Below are 17,435 nucleotides of genomic sequence, written 5' to 3'. Positions count from 1 at the left end.
AGCAGGATGCTTGCTGCAGGCAGCTCTCATTATTTTTCTTGCACAATAAAAATAAGGCAAGGATGGAGGAAGGAATATGAATTCCATTATCCAAATGGATCCGGAAGTACACGGCGCAAGCGCGCATCACAGTTTTTTTGACCTATATGAGAGAGACAGCTTTAAACAGCCTGCTCGAACGACGTGGATCAATGGCTGGAAAATTGAATACATGGCCATTGCGCGGCCAGAAACCTTGCATATGACCCCAATGGTGATCATTGGCGGCGCATTTCAAAACTTCAATTCATATAAATATTGCGTTGAGCAGCTGTTTGCCGCAGGCCCGATTATTCTTATTGACTTGCCGTCTATGGGCGCCAATCAGCAAATTACCAATGTTGACAGCCATGTTTCTGCAGGTACGTTAGAGCTGGAAGATCTGGCTGGTATGCTGGGAACTTGGCTGGATATGGTCGGCATGCCAAAAGTCGCCGTTTTAGGCATGTCTTTGGGTTCTGTTGTGGCTTCCTGCTTGGCGGATCAGCGCCCGGAACTGATTGAGCGCATGATTTTGATGGGAGTGATGCAGAAAACCCGAAAAAGCTGGCGCATGCTGCTGGAAGAGTCACTGCATCTGATGAAAGAGCAGCGCATGGATGAATTTGGCCAGGCGGTAATTCTGTATTTGGTCAATCATGCCAAAATGGATGTCACCCGCATGTCGCCAACCGCCAAGCGTTTATTCTTCCGGCAAATGGCCGAGTTTACGGCTACTGAGCAGGAGCGCTATGACATCAACTGCAACCGCCTGCTGCGCTTAACCGATGTGCCGATTCCAGAGAGTGATGTGCTGGTCGCTTGCGGGCAATATGACAGTTTTACTTTACCGCATGAAAATGCCAATTTTGCACTGCAGTGCCCGAATATGCAGTTCGCTATGATTGCCAATGCGGATCATGTGCCGCAGCTGCAGCACCGTAAAGAAACGATGAATTTATTTGCCACTTATTTACGCGGCGAGTCCATTCAAAATCTGGATGGCATTTTACCGATGAGCCGTGAACAGATGGCAAAAATAGACCGCCGCGGTGAAGAGCGTATTCAGATCGAGCAGCCGCTAACGCATTTAAGTCACCGCCATTCAGACTTGCGCATGAGTGCTGAAGTGGTTGATCTAAATTATTTTGGTGTGCTGTTGAATGTCGGAAATTCAGTCCTTGCACAACAAGCTGTACAATATCCGCGTGATTTGGCTTTGCATTTGCAGGATGAAGAAGGCGAATTTGCCATTGAATGCCTAATTTTTGAAAGCTCAGATTCACAATTACGCGCTTTATTTAAGCATGGCAGCTTTGAAGTGGCTGAACGCTTGCTGAATTTTGTAAAGTGGCAGAAAGCGAAAATTCCGCTCTTAGAAGCGGTATAAAATTCATGCGGCAATAAAAAAACAGCGCTAAGAGCGCTGTTTTTTTATTGCCGCATGAATGACCCAGACTAAATCGCCGCCATGTTCATCTGGATTCTGAAAAGAAATCACATTGCTGCTGGCCGGTGTCTGGAAGTAAGCAGCCGGCTGAAGCACGCTGACTTGAGTGAAGCCGGCATTGCTGAAAAAAGTCTGGGCTTCCTGCGGATTGATAAAATGAAAAGTAAATGAACTGCGTGACATGACTTTCAAAAGTTTGCTGCTGGTCCAAATAAAATTGGCCAGTTTATTTTTGACAGGCTCTGGATAAATATCCGTGATGTAATGCAGCTCAATAAAGTCCTGTCCATATTCGGTGATGCCTTGCAGCAGCTTATTCAGCATGGTTTTATCAAAATAATTGATCAAGCCTTCACTGATGATGGCAAGCGGGCGGTTTGAGTCAAATTGCTGAAAGATTTTTTCAAAATCTTGAGTGAAGATGTCTGCGGTCAGGACCTCAGGCGCTTGATCATCCAGCTGCTGCAGCGCACGGGTTTTCATTTTTGCCATATCGGGCAAATCGAGTTCGCGGTAATTGATGTTCGGAAACTGCTGCCTGAAGTTCCAGCTGCGCGGCGAAAGGCCGCAGGCAATTTCTAAAATCTGTAAATCCGGGTATTGCTGAATGAGCGCTTTCAGCTCTTGGTCTATCATGCTGTGACGCTGTTTCAGCGTAGTGCGCATGCTGCCGCCGACATTTTTTTCCGCCCAGCTTTCTAGCGGGTGCAGGATTTTGGCTAAAAACTTGCCTTTACTGGTGGCGAAAACGGGGTGGGAGATGCCCATGCTGTACCAAATGTAGCCGGTGTAATGCGCTGTAAATGAAATATGCCGGTGTTCAGATAAATTTTGAGCCATAACAACTGAGCCTTAAAGATTATTTTTAAACTTTGATTTTTTTAATATGGGTTGTGCCGCAGTGAACCTGCTTTTTTATCATGATAATCAAAAAGGAACACGATGTCGTGTTCCTTTTATTAATTTTTAAACCTAATCCGCTTAAGCGCTGAATTGGTTTTTAAATGCCAGAACCGTGTCGCGTGTACGCGCCCAATTTGGGCCTAAATCCAGCTGCTGTCCAACGCTTAAGGCAGGAATTTGGCCGCGCATGCGTTCAAGGCGCTGCTGATTCGGCATCGGCAGGTCAGCAATGCCATCCAATGCAGTACAGGCGGATTCACGGTTGTTGCAGACCAAGCCCATATCGCAGCCCGCATTTAAAGCGGCTTGAATGCGGGCATCCGCGCCGCCAGCGACACAGGCTGCCTGCATGCTGAGGTCATCTGAAAATAAAACGCCGTCAAATTTTAATTCCTGACGTAAAACTTTTTGAATCCAGTAAGGAGAAAAGCCCGCTGGGTTTGGGTCGATCTGATCGTAAATTACATGAGCCGGCATGAGCGCATCGAGCTGCGGCATCAGCTGAATAAAGCTCTGCATGTCTTTTTGGTAAATTTCATCATAGCTGCGCGAGTCCACGGCAGCGGCGACATGCGAATCTGCCTTGACTGAGCCATGGCCCGGGAAATGCTTGCCTGTTGACGCCATGCCTGCGCGTTTCATGCCTTTGAGGAATGCGCTGGCCAGCGGAACAATATCCTGCATGTTTTGAGCAAAACTGCGGTCACCGATGACGTCGCTGATATCATTCAAGTCCAGAACAGGCGCAAAACTGAAATCAATGCCGACAGCCAGAACTTCCGCCGCCATCAGCCAGCCGCATTGTTCGGCCAGTTCAACCGCTTTTTCAGGTTGGCTTAAGTAAAGTTCGCCAAACTTGCCCATAGCAGGCAGCAGGGTAAAACCATTTTTTAAGCGCTGTACGCGTCCGCCTTCCTGATCGACGGCAATTAAAATGTCGGGACGGACTTGGCGCATATGATCGGTTAAAGCGCGGACCTGCTCTGGCGACTCGATATTTCGGCCAAATAAAATCATGCCGCCGACTTGCGGAGCCTGCAATAGTTCAATATCTTCTTGAGTAAGTTCTGTGCCAGCAATGTCGAGCATTAATGCGCCAATCATATTGGGGGTCCGTATTGGAATTTTCAGGGAAAACAATACCTGAATTCTGCAATGTTTTGCTACACTTTGTCAGCACAGATTATGATAAAACTACACGACATAAACAGATTAAGTCATTTAAGATTTTGAAAATATTCAGTTCAAGTCAAAAAATGACACGGCAATTTTGGTTAGAAGACCAAGGAAGTACGACATATTTATGAAACTTCAAAGTATCGCTTGCGCCGTTGCCTTAGCAACAGGCGGTTTATTTTTCACTCATGTTGTCAATGAGGCAATTGCTGCGGAAACTGCGGCAACCGCTGCTTCAAATACGATTCAGCCTTCACAAGAGCAAGCTTTGGTTTCCCGTCAATTGGCAACCTTGGTGGATCGTCAGCATTATCTGAATCAGCGTTTGGATGCCAACACCTCCAACCGCATTTTAGACTTTTATATTGACAGTCTGGATCCTGAACATACGCTGTTTTTAGCCTCTGAAGTGGCGGATTACAAAAAGCGTTTCGGTGCAAATTTCGGCGCAAATTTAAAAGCTGGAAATTTGTCTGGCCCGTATGAAATTCATGCGCAGTATCGTGATCGCTTAAAGCAGTTTTACAGCCATATGCTGGCAGAATTGAAAAAACCGCAGAATCTGAATCAGTCGAATACATTTATTGAAACGGACCGTGAAAAAGCCCCATTCTTTAAATCTGAAGCAGAGCAGCGTGCGCATTGGAATAAAATGCTGGTGTCTCAGCTGATTAATTTAACAATCAGCAAAGAAGAAGAATTAGCGAAACAAAAAGCGCTGAAAGACAATCCTGAATTAGCCAATGGGCAGGATTTGACTGGTCCGGAAGATTTAACGCCTGTTCAGACCCTGACCAAGCGCTTTACCCGTCAGCTGGAGCGGGTCAGCCGCTTGAAGAGTGATGATGTGCTGGATAAAACGCTGAATGCCATGATGCTGACTTATGATCCGCACAGCAACTACTTCCCGCCCGTGGATGCGATGGAACTGAACCGTCAAACCACACTGCAGCTGGAAGGGGTGGGGGTATCCATTCGTCCTGACCGCGGCAATGAAGACTATACTAAAATTGAAACCATCGTCGAAGGCGGCCCAGCCAGCAAATCAGGCCAAGTTAAAGCGGGCGACCGCATTATCGGCGTCGCGCAAGACGGCGATAAAATGGTGGATGTGATTGGCTGGCCAAGCAATGAAATTGTCGGCTTGATCCGCGGCAAGCGCGGCACTAAAGTCACGCTGCGCTTACTGGGCGCAGGCGCATCAATGAGTCAGGCGCGCAATGTAACTATTGTGCGGGATGTGATTCAGGAAGAAGATGCGGGCGTGCGCTCACGCACAGTCGAAATTGAACGCGATGGCAAAAAGCATAAATTCGGTGTGATTGAGATTCCATCTTTCTATCTGAATTACCGCGCGCGCCGTGCCGGAGCGGATTACCGCTCTGTTTCAGAAGATACCAATAAAGCGCTGAAATCGCTGGATGCGCAAAATGTCGAAGGCATTATTATCGACCTGCGCAACAACCCGGGCGGCTCTTTGGAAGAAGTAGCGCGCATGCTGGGGCAAGTGATCAAGTCAGGCCCAGTGGTGCAGATCCGTGACGGCAATGGCAATGTCAGCGTATTTGAAGATGATGACGGCGGCGCGCAAACCTATGCAGGCCCAATGGCCGTGCTGATTAATCTGGCATCGGCATCAGCCAGTGAAATTTATTCTGCAGCCATTCAGGATTATGAGCGCGGCATTGTGATCGGCAGCACCACCACAGGGAAAGGCACAGCGCAAGTGCAGCTGGATTCTTTAGCCTATGGGCAGGCGACATTAACGCAGCGTAAATTCTACCGCGTAACAGGCGGCAGTACGCAAAACAAAGGGGTGGTGCCGGACATTAAGCTGGTCGATATCTACAATGAAGAATTCGGTGAGCGTAAAGCCAAGAATGCGCTGAAGTGGGATACTATTCCGACTGCGCCATTCAAGCGTGAAGGTTCTATTCAAAATTATGTGCCGGATTTGGTGAAATCCTCGCAGCAGCGGGTCAGCTTGGATCCTCAGTTTAAGTATCTGGAGCAGCGCACTGCTTTGGCGAAAAAAGCGGATGATCAAAAACAGGTTGTGCTGGATTTGCAAAAGCGCAAAGCTGAATTGCTGGATATGGAGCAAAAAACACTGGCTGCTGAAAATGAGCGCCGTAAGGCAACAGGCTTAAAGCCTTTTGGCAACTGGGAAAGTTATCAGGCGTCGATGGATGCGCTGGTAGAAACCCGCGCCAAAATGAAAGCCAATCAGCGTCCGTCATTGCCAGAAGATGAAGCCTTTATTTCAGAAGCCGCAAGTGTGCTGCTGGATTATGCAAAACTTCAAGGTCCAGCCAAAGCTGGCCGCTGATCTCATCGCTTTGAAAGTTAAAAAAACCAGCATGCTTCGGCCTGCTGGTTTTTTTATGCGCGCTATTTGATCAATTCGAGCCGGTTTGCTGCGGAAGATGAATCGTAAGTGGTTCTCTATTTTTTAAAATTTTAGTGATTGATTTGCAAGTTTTTTTATTAAATAAACAAGTCGCTTTAAAACATGGAAGAAATGCTTGACCTAAGCAGGAGAGTATAAGATTCTAGGTTTATTATTTTTTTATTGCCGATAATTTTCTTTTTTATTTTAAGGCAATTCACCCTAAAAATACCGGTCATTTAAATTTGAACAGAATAATAGCAAAGGCTTGTGCGGAATCTTTTTTATGACGCATATACAATATGATTACAGTCTGGTATTGGGCTCAGCCATCGTTGCTTTGCTGGCATGTTATTTTGCTGTTTCTTTGGAACAGTCACTATTCCGCGGATCTAGGCCAAAACATGAATGGCTGATTTTAGTTTTTAGCGGAGCGCTGCTGGGCGCAGCCATCTGGTGCATGCATTTTATTGCAATCTTGGCCAGTCATATGCCCGGCGCGCAGTCATTCCATATGGGCCTAACTTTTGCCTCATATATCATTGCTTTCGTGGCTTCCATTTTTGCTATTTGGCTGACCACCCGTTTTACTCTGCCGCTGTTCCGGCTGACTTTAGGCGCTGTGCTGATGGGTCTGGGGATCTCTGGCATGCACTATACCGGCATGATGGCTTTGGATATTCAAGGCTACATCATCCGTTATGACCCCATTTTAGCCATTTGTTCTGTCTTGATTGCGGTCGGCGGGTCATGGATCACCTTTTTGCTGGCATTTCGCAATAAGCATGCAAGGCACTTTAGAGTCGCGCTGAAATTTGCAATCGCATTTACCTTAACCATGACCATAGTCGTTATGCATTACACAGGCATGGCGGCGATGAGTTTTGTGCCAATTGATGCTGCTGTAAGTATACAGCGGGCAAAAGGATTTGATCTGCAGCTGCTGACCGTCATCTTTATGACCTGTCTGGTTCTGATTGTGGCATTTTTTGTGGCTATGCTGGAGCGGCGTCTAGAAGAGCGCAGCAGGCAGCTGACCAAGGCCAATCGGGAACTGGCCAATTTGGCTGTGCAGGATAATTTAACTAAATTGCCGAACAGGCTGTTTCTGGCCGAGTATGCGCATTTTTTATTTACGGATCAGCGCTATCAAAAAGACCAAATCGCTTTTCTTTATATCGATTTAGACCGTTTTAAAGCGGTGAATGATGTTTTTGGCCATCATGTCGGCGACCAGCTGCTGATTCAGCTTGCCAACCGTTTGCACCGCCTGCTGGATGACCGTTCTAAGCTGCTGCGCATTGGCGGAGATGAATTTCTGATGGTGCTGGAGAGCGCAACGTCAGAGCAGGCATCCGCCGCCGCAGAGAAAATTTTGGAATTGATACAGGACAGCTTTTTAATTGCCGGCAAAGAAATCAACGTATCGGGCAGTATAGGCATTGCCATGTATCCTGAGCATGGCAGCAATTTGCAGGATTTGCTGATTAATGCTGATGCCGCCATGCTGACGTCAAAAGATCAGGGGCGCAATACTTATTCGCTCTTTTGCTACAGTACAGACCAAACTGAAGCCAAGAGCCAGACGAAGCTGATTAATGACCTGTATAAAGCGGTCGAAGACCAGCAGTTTGTATTATTTTATCAGCCGAAATTTAAAGCCTGTGAGCGCGGTATTTGCGGGGTAGAGGCGTTGATCCGCTGGAAGCATCCGAGCCTTGGCATGCTGACGCCGAATATGTTTATCCGCGGAGCGGAAAAAACCGGACTTATTATCCGTATGGGCTATTGGGCGCTGGAAGAGGCCTGCAAGCAAATTAAAGCGTGGGAGCATACCCATCCGCAATTTTTGCCGATTTCAGTCAATTTATCAGCCATTCAGTTCGAGCATAAGCCTCTGTTTTCCACGTTGGATGAACTGATGAAAAAGTATCAGGTCGATCCCAGCTATTTGATGATTGAGATTACTGAATCGACAGCAATGCACCATATTGAAAACAGTATCCGCACTTTGGAATGCCTGCGCCAGATGGGCATCAAGCTGGCGATTGATGATTTCGGCACCGGTCATTCCAGCTTCCTGTATTTGAAAAATTTGCCAGTGGATGAGCTGAAAATAGATAAAGAATTTATTTATGATTTAACCCCTAACTCAAAAGAAGAAATGATCTTGGAAAGCATCATCCAGCTGGCCATTAAGCTGGGGCTGGTGGTGACTGCAGAAGGCATTGAGACCCCGCTGCAGGCTGAAATACTGACCCGTCTGGGCTGCCAGCAGCTGCAGGGCTATCTGCTTGGACTGCCAGTCGGGGTGGCGCGCTTAGAGGCATCTGAATATCTTTAATTTTTCAATGGATGAGCCCGAATATGCCGCAGCGCGGGGGCAATCCTCAACTTTTGCCGCGGTTCTCACTTTGACTTGAATTGCTGCGCGGCATCCATTTTGCAGAAGCCATTTGCAATAGAAAAATCTGCAGAAAAATCTGCTACAATATCGCCAATTTTTGATATTGATCAGATTTGATCTTTTGCGCTGCGCGTCTGCAGCAGGTGTCTTTCCATGAGCTTTAAACAAGAACTAGCGGCGCAGGTCGCTCAGCGCCGTACCTTCGCTATCATTTCCCACCCAAATATTTGATATCTATTCAAGCCCATTCAACCTATTTCAAATATGATAATAAAAGCATTGTAAGTGCTGTAAAAATATAAAAATATTGATATTCTTTATCTGGTATATCTTTCAACCCCATTCAATAGATTTCAAGTCTAGTCAGTATGTTTGTGTACATATGTGTGTACACATTTTCTAGAATTTTCTATTTGAAAAAAATATGTACACAGGTGGAGTAAAATGCCTTTAACAGATACGTGGCTTAAGAAGAATCTAGATCGTGAACGTTCAGCTATACATACAGAGTCTGATCAAGATGGATTGAGCGTTCGTGTTTCTCAAAAAGGAAAACTCACTTTTCAGATGCGTTTTCGATATAACGATAAGCAAGCTCGTTTAGACTTGGGAACCTATCCAAATATGAGTCTTAAAGAAGCTCGTATTGAATTGCAGAAAATGAAAGCAATTTTAGAAAAGGGACATGACCCGCGTATTCATAAAAAAGTAGAGCTTCACAAGATCACAGAGGCTATAACTTTTGAAGCGTTATTTCGTGAGTGGCATGCGAAATATAGTATTCCTAATAAAAAGAATGCAGATCAATATTTAAGATCATTTGAACTTTATGTTTTCCCAAAGTTAGGTAGCATACCTGCTGAGCAAATCACATTACATATGTGGTTAGATTTACTAGAAGAGCAATTTAAACAGTCGCCATCGATAACTGATCGCATTCTTACGAATACAAAGCAGTGTTTGGATTGGGGGATTAATCGAAAATTAATTGAGCAAAATCCCATAAGACATATCACTGGAAAGCGTGACTTAAATATTAAGAAAAATAAAACTGTTCGAGTATTACAAGATGATGAGTTGTCTTTAATTTTTAAAATTTGTGATGAGTCTAGAACATCATTAAGGAATGTTTTATTTCTCAAGTTATGTTTGTTTTATGGTAATCGATATAGTGAGTTGAGGCTTGCACGGAAATCAGATTTCGATTTTAGTAAAAATACATGGACAGTACCGTATGAAAATCATAAGACAGGAGAAAGTAAAGGGGACATTGTTCGACCTATTATTGATGAGATCAAACCGTGGCTTCAGTCTGCAATGGATTTGAGTAATTCTGAATACATTTTCCCACATGAAAATGGCAAAGAGCCAATGGGGCGTAGTGGGCCAACAGATACCCCTTATAACTTCATGCAATTTGCAAGGAAGAATTATAAAATTGAAATGGATCATTGGTCTATGCATGATTTACGGCGTACAGCAAGGACAAATTTCAGTGCGTTTACAAGTAGGGATGTTGCGGAACTGATGGTTGGTCATGTGATGCCTGGGGAACAGGGGACATATGACTATTATGATTATCAAAAAGAGATGTCGAAGGCTTATAAAAAATGGTGGAAAAAATTAAGTAATCTGTCTAGCTAGACAGATTACTCATTTGGTTGTTATTGAAATATTTGATTAGCCATTCGTTAAACGTTTCTTCATCCCAAAGGCTAGTAGAGCCAGCGCATTTCTTAATAGGTTGAGGCATTGGTTGCTCGAACATTTTTTGATTAGGTTGTTGGTAACGCCATAAAGTCGATGCAGAGCAATTTTTGAGTTTGTGGCGAATTTCTTTAGATGTTAAGTAGCCCATATCTTTGATCCTTTTGTGATTATCGCAATTAGATAAAAGAACTAATTTTTTAACCTTAAATATTGGCTGGAAATCAACCTATAATGTTAAAACTATTAGATCAGTTCATTGATGGGGTAACTATAAAATTTAGAAAATGTTTAAAATAGAGCAGTACGCATATCTAGAAATATAGTAGTATTATGCTATGTAATTATCTGTATTTTAATGAATTATGATTGATAAAAAATTATCAAGGTTAGAGCAGCTTGAGCAGGATATATGGTTAAACTTTTGTTACTACTATCAGTGTGAATTGAATAATGAATTAATAGAAACGGAGAATCAATCATATATTGATCAAAAAGAAAAAATCATAAAAAGAATGCAGCAGAATGATTTTCAATTGAGTGAGCAGTCAGCTTTTCATTTAGAAATGATGGGGGATGTGGTTTCAATCCCTTTCAAGCCATTCCAGATTGCACAGCTTTTAATGCAGATAAATACATTAAGACTTGAGATGAATAACTTGCCTGCCAAAATTTTCCAAAGGCAATATTCAGATATTTTAATTGCTTATGTGCAAATTCTTGGTGGGGTGGAGTTTATTCAGAACCGTACACTTGCCAAAAGTGCAAAGGCAATCCTTGCTGTTAAAGCTCGTTACGACAAGCATTTATATCCAAGACGGGAAATTTTATATCGCACTTTAAGAGAGCAGGTGGCGCGTCGTGGCAAATGGGTTAATTTGAATCAAGCTGTTCATTTTGTGCTTGATGATCTGGTCAAAGCTTTTGAGGTTTACGATATTGAATGGCTTCAGTCTGAACTTGTGCTTAAGCAAAACCTGCTTGGGGAGCTGGAGCAGCAGTCAGCTAAGCAAGCCTCTGGTGATTCTAGTGGTGTGAGAAGAAAGCCAGCAGCAATAACTAAAAAAATAAAAGAATTACAAGGTGAACTTAAAATCCTGAATCAGATACTTAAGGCTAAATACCCCTCCAAAGAGATGGAAAAATTCGATTATAAAATGCCATATAGTGGGGGGTACATTGCTGAAACTATTATTCATGAACTAAGAACCCAGCCGGAATTATTAAGGGAAATTTTGCACAGGGATATTTCCTGATGTTTGTTTATTAGAAGTGAATTTTGATTGAGAGAAATAATTTCGATACTGTATCTGTACTTCATAGTTTGTTGCTTGCACAAGTAATTTATTTGTGAAAGCTAATCTAGGAAATATAAAAATACTGATGGATCAAGGGTGGAATTTTCAAGGCAGGAGCACAAGCTTCTGCTTTTTTTGTCGATAATGAATGAAAATTAATAAATCTAAAAGTCGTATTTTTTATAAAAATAAAGAAGATTATTAAATCTGTAGAATACAAATAATATTTTTTAATAGTATTTTTATATCTTTATAAAGTGATATAATTTAATTATCACGTGTAATAATACATTTAAAAATTATGAAAGAACATCGATATATAAGCACTTTAGACACTTTAAATGAGAATAAATTAAAAATTAGTGATGAAGATATATTCCGTATTTTAAGATTAAAAAAATTAAAAATGATTGCTTCCTATGAAAAGAGTGGAAGTAGTGTAGACCACGCAAAAAATTTGATTGAAGAATTGGAAAAGTTGCAGTATTTATGGTCTGTGGTTGAGCAAAATTCATCATCTTCACTCGATCAGTTTAGATATAATTTAAGCAACAATAAGGCAACTTCTTGGGTGTGTATCAGACAAGAGATCGAAGCTTTAAGTTGTGATCTGAATATGCTGATGCTGCCATATCTCAAAATGGGTGATGGACTTTTTTTAGTCCAGCAAATGCTGAAAGCTCTGAGTCAATCGCAATCTTATTTAAACGACCAACAGCAGTACCTATATTCACCTTTAAATGTGAATATTACTTCAGGGCTGTCAACAGAAGTGAGTGGTACGCATCTTCAACAGCATATTCAGAGACATACGTATTTAGATGTTTTGCTGTGGTTGAAACAATATTTAAGTACAGCCACCTATCCTCAGAATTATGTTATTCCACCCCTAACCCCTCAAGTCACAACGGAGCAACTATTTGATACTCTGCTGGGCAGATACGGTTCACTTTATTGCCTGTCTTTAAATATTCAGCTTCCTTTTGTGCCAGCTCGAATTGAGGATTATGCAGAGTTTATAAAAAGTCGGGTGATGCTTCTTCCTCAGATACAACAAATTATTCAGGGTGCTGCTGGACTATTGTTTACGATGACTAAGATTGAGCATGATTTGGTGTCTGGATTGAACCTGCACATTGTATTAGTTCTAAATAACAATAAAGCAAAGGTTGCTGAGAGAGTTATTAAAAGATTTGAATCTGAGTTAAAAAAGCTTCTGATTGCTCGCCCTTTTTCTATTCACCACTGGGGGGAACAGCTCGCTCAGGATTTGAAAAAAGATGAAATTGATGGGGTAATAAAATCAACAGATAAGCGAAAAATAAGGGATTTTAAATACTGGATTTTGAATTTTTTTCAGCATGTAGATGAAGTCATTCAATTCCAATATTTCCTCAACAATCAAAATTACAATATCAATCAAGTTTGGTATTCCTCTGAACTTTTAGATGAACGTAATTTTCCTGTCGATCTAACGATGATGGGTCGAAAATCATTTCAGGACATGGCTCGCTTTGAAGATGATAAAATATGGAGTGTTCGTCACCTACCAGCCATCGCAAAAAATAGACTTAAGATTTCGCAAATTTTTAATCGTGAGTTGGCAATTCAGCTGGTTGATTTTCCAAATTTTATGGGGCTAATTCAGAATATAGAAATATTTATGGCGACTGTGATGGATACTACAGTCGGTGCATTTAATCTGCCAATACGACTAGGAAATGTTGAGTTGTCTGCTGAAGAAATCGAGCATTCGATAACGCGTATTGGTCATCAGTTGTTATGGATATGCAGTCACTTATCTGACTTACAACTATTAAGCATGAGTCCTTTCTTGTCTAAGTTGAATATCAATGTGCAATTCTTTTTAAAGAATATGTATCTTTGGCAGATGCAACAACAACTGGTGGATAAAACCAGTAAGCAAGGTGCTGAAAGATTCAATGCACTGGTCAAGCAACTTCGACTAGATTATCACTCAAATATCAGACAGTCTAAGTTGGATGTGAAAATCTGGAAACAGGTGCAGCATTCAGTAACATTAGATTTAGATGAGTCAACAACAGATAGCAATAAAAGGGTCGTTAAATATATCGACTATGTCCAAGCTGTTGATGTGGGTGATGAGGACATTGCTACAAATGATCATATTGAAGCCTGTTATAAGAAGTGTGAACTCAGACTGAAAAGCTTGCAGACGTACGTTAAAAGTTTACTGAAAAGAGAATGTACTCTCTATCGAGTTCATTTTGGACTGGGGTCAAATGGTGCGGAAGTCAATCAGCAGATTTTTTCAAAAAACATCACTGAAATGTTTTTACGTAACCGCAGAGGGAAACCCATATCCAGTATGACAGGATATTTTGGAGCATGGCGTGAATATGGTGGGCAGCATACTTATCTTGATCTCATTTTAGTTTTTGATGCGAGAAAGTATGAGGAACTAAGAGATATGGATAATTTATTCTGGGAATTGTGGAAAAGCCAAATGGATTCTGTTCAGCAGGATGGGTACAAAACGTCATTCAACATTGTTCCATTGATGCCATCTGTTCCTGAGATGAATCAGCAATCGTTTTTACTTGAAATCGGTGATCAGTCAAGGCGAAAGCAGGTCTTTGAAGTATTGGTAAATTATTATAGTTTTATTGAGCTGTATGAGCGACAAGCTACTGTACGAGTCCCTAAAGTTTTAGTGAAGGGCAGTGTGACTAAAACGACAGTTAAATCTAAAGTTAAAATTAAACCTAAGGCGTAAGTTTAGCTTCTGCAACATTCCCATATTTCTGTTGTTCTCGCTGTATGGGACTGCGGTGCAATGGTTAGATCAGAATGACTTGCTTAACAGGTAATATATATTATTAACTACAAGAGTAATATGTAAATAATATATTAAACATAAACAATATCTTATCTAGTTAGGTGAGTGCTGTTATTCACTTAGCTCGGTATAGCCCATACTCAAATGGGCTATACATCATGTATCAATGACACAGTGTTAAAATATTCAGAACTAACCCTATAGTATGTTCCAACGTCTATGAGCACATATTCAGTTGAGCAGGATGACTACAACATCCTGCTAGAGAATCCTGATCAGTAAAATTTTACATCTCTCTCTTAGATATGAACCTTATGTTTCGAGAGAGAATCCAAATGTACCAGAATATTAAATATGATCAGCTTTACCATGAAGCAGAAGTATTGGCAGCAGTAGACCATTTCATTCAAGAGGTATGCTTGGGTAGTTATGATCTATATTATCAAAACTTTATGATAGACCTACAAAAATTAGTTCAGTCATTTAAGCCAATCTATAACGCTAATTTTTTCTATTGCAATACTGTGCAGATATTCATTGAGGTGGTGAACATCGTTGATCACACACTCAGTCTAATGCCACAGGCAGACTATGATTGTATAGTCTGTTTGGATGAGATGACCGTCTGGCATATTTTGACTTACATCCAGTCATTATCTGGCTGTGTAAAACAACAACTGATAGATTTTCAACAACGTGAATTAAAGAATCAGCATAGCCTTTTTGATTATACATCCACACTCATTCATCATTATGCGAGAACACTGGTGGTTCGAGTGGATTTATCTATCAAGAAAGAATATCAAGCCTTATACAACATCCAAGTGTTCAATAAAGCGCTAGAAACATTACATCGGCGTATCGCAGATCAGGATACTTGCTTTAGTGATTTGTATGGTTATGCGTGGGCATTAGAGCATGGAGTAAGCAAAGGCTATCACTGCCATTTATTGCTTATGTACGATGGCAATAAACATCAAGAAGGCTATGAGTTAGGGGAGTGGGTAGGTAAGTGCTGGGAGCAGATTACACATGGATGTGGTTATATTTTTAACTGTAACCATTCCGACTATATGGATACATATAAAGCGATGGGAACATTAGGCATTGGTATGATTCATCGTGATGTTGAGCATGAAGTTTTTAACTTTCTTAATTATGCTGCCCCTTATCTAGTGAATTGTGAAAAAGAGCAGCAGCATCCGAGAGGAAAAGATAAGTCAAACATGCGTAGTTTTGGTAAAGGTGTGATCGATTCGAAAAACCGAAGAGGTTTATAAATATTGAATTTTTAATAGAGAACACAACTATCAGCAGTGTTCTCTATAGGGTCGGGTTTGAGATTAAAATGATAAATTTGCAGTGCCTTGGTCTGTAATCATTTCAGCTTCAATGACCTGATCACCGTGGCATTATGATTGAATCAAAATCTATTATTTTTTATCTGGAAGGCTAGAGGTAAAAGCCTCTGGAGGAATCGGTACTTTACGTGCTTTAAACGTTCTTTCAGATTCAGGTATTTGGTGCTTTTGATCTTTCATCCACTCCTGAGATAAAGTTGGATGATCACTTGAATCTTTCATCGTTTTAGGGGGAAGTGAAATTTTAGCTATTTGTGCTGGAAATATCCCAAGCTTATTAAGCTCTGCCTCATAATAGTTTTTCAGATCAAGTGTACTCTGCAATTGTTTTTTTAATTCAGTGACTTCATTTTGTAGTGTAATTACCCCCTTCATTTTTGGTTGAGTGTTTGCTAAGGCTTGTAGAGCTTGTTCTTCATCAATGACGCCATTGGTAATTTTGGCTAATTTTCCTGAACGAGTGACATGTCTGATTTGATGTAAAGAGAAGCCATATTTTTCACAAAAGCTGGCAATGCGAATTTGAGTCATAGTTTTAAAGTCGTGATAGATGTTTTGATTAATCTTAATGATTTTATCTTAGTAATCAATTGGTGAAGGCACTAGAATTGATAAATTAATTTTAAGACGTACGGCTAAAATATATGCTGATCTGGATCTATGCTTAGTTAGTTATTATTATAAAGAAGTCTTGCTGTGGATCAGCAAGACTAAAGAGTTATTTGAATTAGATTCATTAGTGAATCAGTTGTTTACACTTTGTTGATTGGAAGTGATGCATAATGTCTGAAGGAAATACCAATTGACCATTACGTGGATCTATATAGGATTTTTTCATGTCAGCCTTGCAATGGTCTAGCATGTATTTGGCAATTTCATATTCATCACCTTCTAAAGCCAACATAAACGGAGTGTAGCCTGAGATAGGTAATTTTGCAGGTTGATTAACATCTGCACCTGCATTCAGTAAGGTAAAGACTATTTTTTTAAGTTGTTCCGTTGATACTTTAGGCTTCATGACTTCAAATAGTTCTTTACCAATTTCCCTTCCCATAGGCGAATTTAGATTTTTCAAAACGTCATCTAATTTGAGTTTCCCCGCAGAATGCTGGTGTAGGCTGTATTGGCTTTGCTCAGGATGCAATATGGTCTGCTTAATCATGTCTTCAAAAGTAAACTTCCTCTGCGAGAGATGAAGCAGTTTCAAGGTGATATGTAAGGGGCTATGATGATCAATATCTGCGAGTAAATTGACATTGCAGCCTATTTGGATAAGTGTGTTAACTAATTCAAGATCACCAATTTGAATGGCTAGATGAAGGGCACTTAAACGTTTTTTTGAAGTGACTGTGTTTAATGTTACTGGTAAAAAAGTATGCTCCAAGAGCATGGATAAGATCTGTCTTTGCTCAGCAGTTAATTCAAGAATATTATCATTTAAGCACATGGTAAGAGCAGAATTGTTGTTGATACTCATTTGATTAACATCTGCACCTGCATCAAGTAAAGCTTTAACTGCTTTAACATCACGTACCTGAATTGCATGTAACAATTGAGGCATTTTTACAGTATTTTGGCTATCGACTTTGATAACTTTGTTTGGTCGAGTCAGGTCAATTCTTATATTGTCTTTCAACATTAGAAATTTTTGTTTCGGGATATTTTTTAGGAAATCACATTCTTCCATAAGGAATAATTCTTCGTCGAAGACTAATTCGATCATAAATAGGATAAAAGACTTCTATATCATGCCTGTGATCGAGTTTGATGATTTTGAAGGCAAAGAAAAATATAAATCTGAAGTTTTATCCAAAAGTAAGAATCATTTATATGCTTCGATAGCTTGGTTAGTTGAAAGTCATGTGATTGATGAAAATGATAAAAATACTATAGAAATTTTAAAAG

The 17,435-nt window shown here is 40.9% G+C and carries 12 protein-coding genes and 1 pseudogene; 8 read left to right on the top strand and 5 right to left on the bottom strand.

Annotated features, from left to right (window positions below):
- The first annotated feature begins 76 nt into the window (after positions 1-76).
- Positions 77-1,408, top strand: coding sequence for an alpha/beta fold hydrolase (locus tag AZH43_RS03625; protein ID WP_067666708.1), 1,332 nt, complete (start codon positions 77-79; stop codon positions 1,406-1,408).
- 27 nt (positions 1,409-1,435) lie between these two features.
- On the opposite strand, the gene AZH43_RS03620 is transcribed toward AZH43_RS03625, so the two are convergent.
- Both AZH43_RS03620 and nagZ read right to left on the bottom strand, forming a co-directional pair.
- A complete protein-coding gene (locus AZH43_RS03620; RefSeq protein ID WP_067666706.1) occupies positions 1,436-2,308 on the bottom strand; it encodes a class I SAM-dependent methyltransferase in 873 nt (290 codons plus the stop codon).
- Between the two features lie 141 nt (positions 2,309-2,449).
- A complete protein-coding gene (gene nagZ / locus AZH43_RS03615; RefSeq protein WP_067666704.1) occupies positions 2,450-3,475 on the bottom strand; it encodes a beta-N-acetylhexosaminidase in 1,026 nt (341 codons plus the stop codon).
- A 199-nt stretch (positions 3,476-3,674) separates the two neighbouring features.
- On the opposite strand from nagZ, the gene AZH43_RS03610 reads away from it, so the two are divergent.
- The 4 genes and pseudogenes from AZH43_RS03610 to AZH43_RS03600 all read left to right on the top strand — a co-directional run bounded on the left by AZH43_RS03610 (position 3,675) and on the right by AZH43_RS03600 (position 9,987).
- The gene (locus AZH43_RS03610) at positions 3,675-5,876 is read left to right on the top strand and encodes a carboxy terminal-processing peptidase (protein WP_067666703.1); all 2,202 of its coding nucleotides are present in this window, start codon (positions 3,675-3,677) and stop codon (positions 5,874-5,876) included.
- Positions 5,877-6,222: 346 nt separating this feature from the next.
- Positions 6,223-8,280 carry a putative bifunctional diguanylate cyclase/phosphodiesterase gene (locus AZH43_RS03605; RefSeq protein ID WP_067666702.1) on the top strand — a complete coding sequence of 686 codons (2,058 nt, stop codon included), beginning with the start codon at positions 6,223-6,225 and terminating at the stop codon, positions 8,278-8,280.
- A 216-nt stretch (positions 8,281-8,496) separates the two neighbouring features.
- Positions 8,497-8,568 (top strand): annotated as a pseudogene (locus tag AZH43_RS19135) (hypothetical protein); the annotation flags it as partial.
- Positions 8,569-8,787: 219 nt separating this feature from the next.
- Positions 8,788-9,987, top strand: coding sequence for a tyrosine-type recombinase/integrase (locus tag AZH43_RS03600; RefSeq protein ID WP_004890115.1), 1,200 nt, complete (start codon positions 8,788-8,790; stop codon positions 9,985-9,987).
- On the opposite strand, the gene AZH43_RS03595 is transcribed toward AZH43_RS03600, so the two are convergent.
- A complete protein-coding gene (locus AZH43_RS03595) occupies positions 9,980-10,201 on the bottom strand; it encodes a hypothetical protein (RefSeq protein ID WP_000541018.1) in 222 nt (73 codons plus the stop codon). The genes AZH43_RS03600 and AZH43_RS03595 overlap by 8 nt on opposite strands.
- Before the next feature lie 214 nt (positions 10,202-10,415).
- On the opposite strand from AZH43_RS03595, the gene AZH43_RS03590 reads away from it, so the two are divergent.
- The 3 genes from AZH43_RS03590 to AZH43_RS03580 all read left to right on the top strand — a co-directional run bounded on the left by AZH43_RS03590 (position 10,416) and on the right by AZH43_RS03580 (position 15,449).
- Positions 10,416-11,306 carry a hypothetical protein gene (locus tag AZH43_RS03590; RefSeq protein ID WP_067666701.1) on the top strand — a complete coding sequence of 297 codons (891 nt, stop codon included), beginning with the start codon at positions 10,416-10,418 and terminating at the stop codon, positions 11,304-11,306.
- Between the two features lie 343 nt (positions 11,307-11,649).
- Positions 11,650-14,106, top strand: a complete 2,457-nt coding sequence (locus tag AZH43_RS03585) for a hypothetical protein (protein WP_171254420.1) — start codon at positions 11,650-11,652, stop codon at positions 14,104-14,106.
- Between the two features lie 398 nt (positions 14,107-14,504).
- A complete protein-coding gene (locus AZH43_RS03580; RefSeq protein ID WP_050041756.1) occupies positions 14,505-15,449 on the top strand; it encodes a YagK/YfjJ domain-containing protein in 945 nt (314 codons plus the stop codon).
- Positions 15,450-15,602: 153 nt separating this feature from the next.
- Here the strand turns inward: AZH43_RS03580 and AZH43_RS03575 are convergent, their stop codons facing one another.
- Positions 15,603-16,061: a hypothetical protein gene (locus tag AZH43_RS03575; protein ID WP_067666698.1), complete on the bottom strand. Its 459-nt coding sequence runs from the start codon at positions 16,059-16,061 to the stop codon at positions 15,603-15,605.
- A 205-nt stretch (positions 16,062-16,266) separates the two neighbouring features.
- Positions 16,267-17,217, bottom strand: coding sequence for an ankyrin repeat domain-containing protein (locus AZH43_RS03570; RefSeq protein ID WP_227509779.1), 951 nt, complete (start codon positions 17,215-17,217; stop codon positions 16,267-16,269).
- Positions 17,218-17,435: the final 218 nt, after the last annotated feature.

The organism is Acinetobacter pragensis (assembly GCF_001605895.1).
Lineage (GTDB): Bacteria > Pseudomonadota > Gammaproteobacteria > Pseudomonadales > Moraxellaceae > Acinetobacter > Acinetobacter pragensis.
Note: the sequence above shows the minus strand (reverse complement) of the source record. Positions and strands in the feature narration are given on the sequence as shown.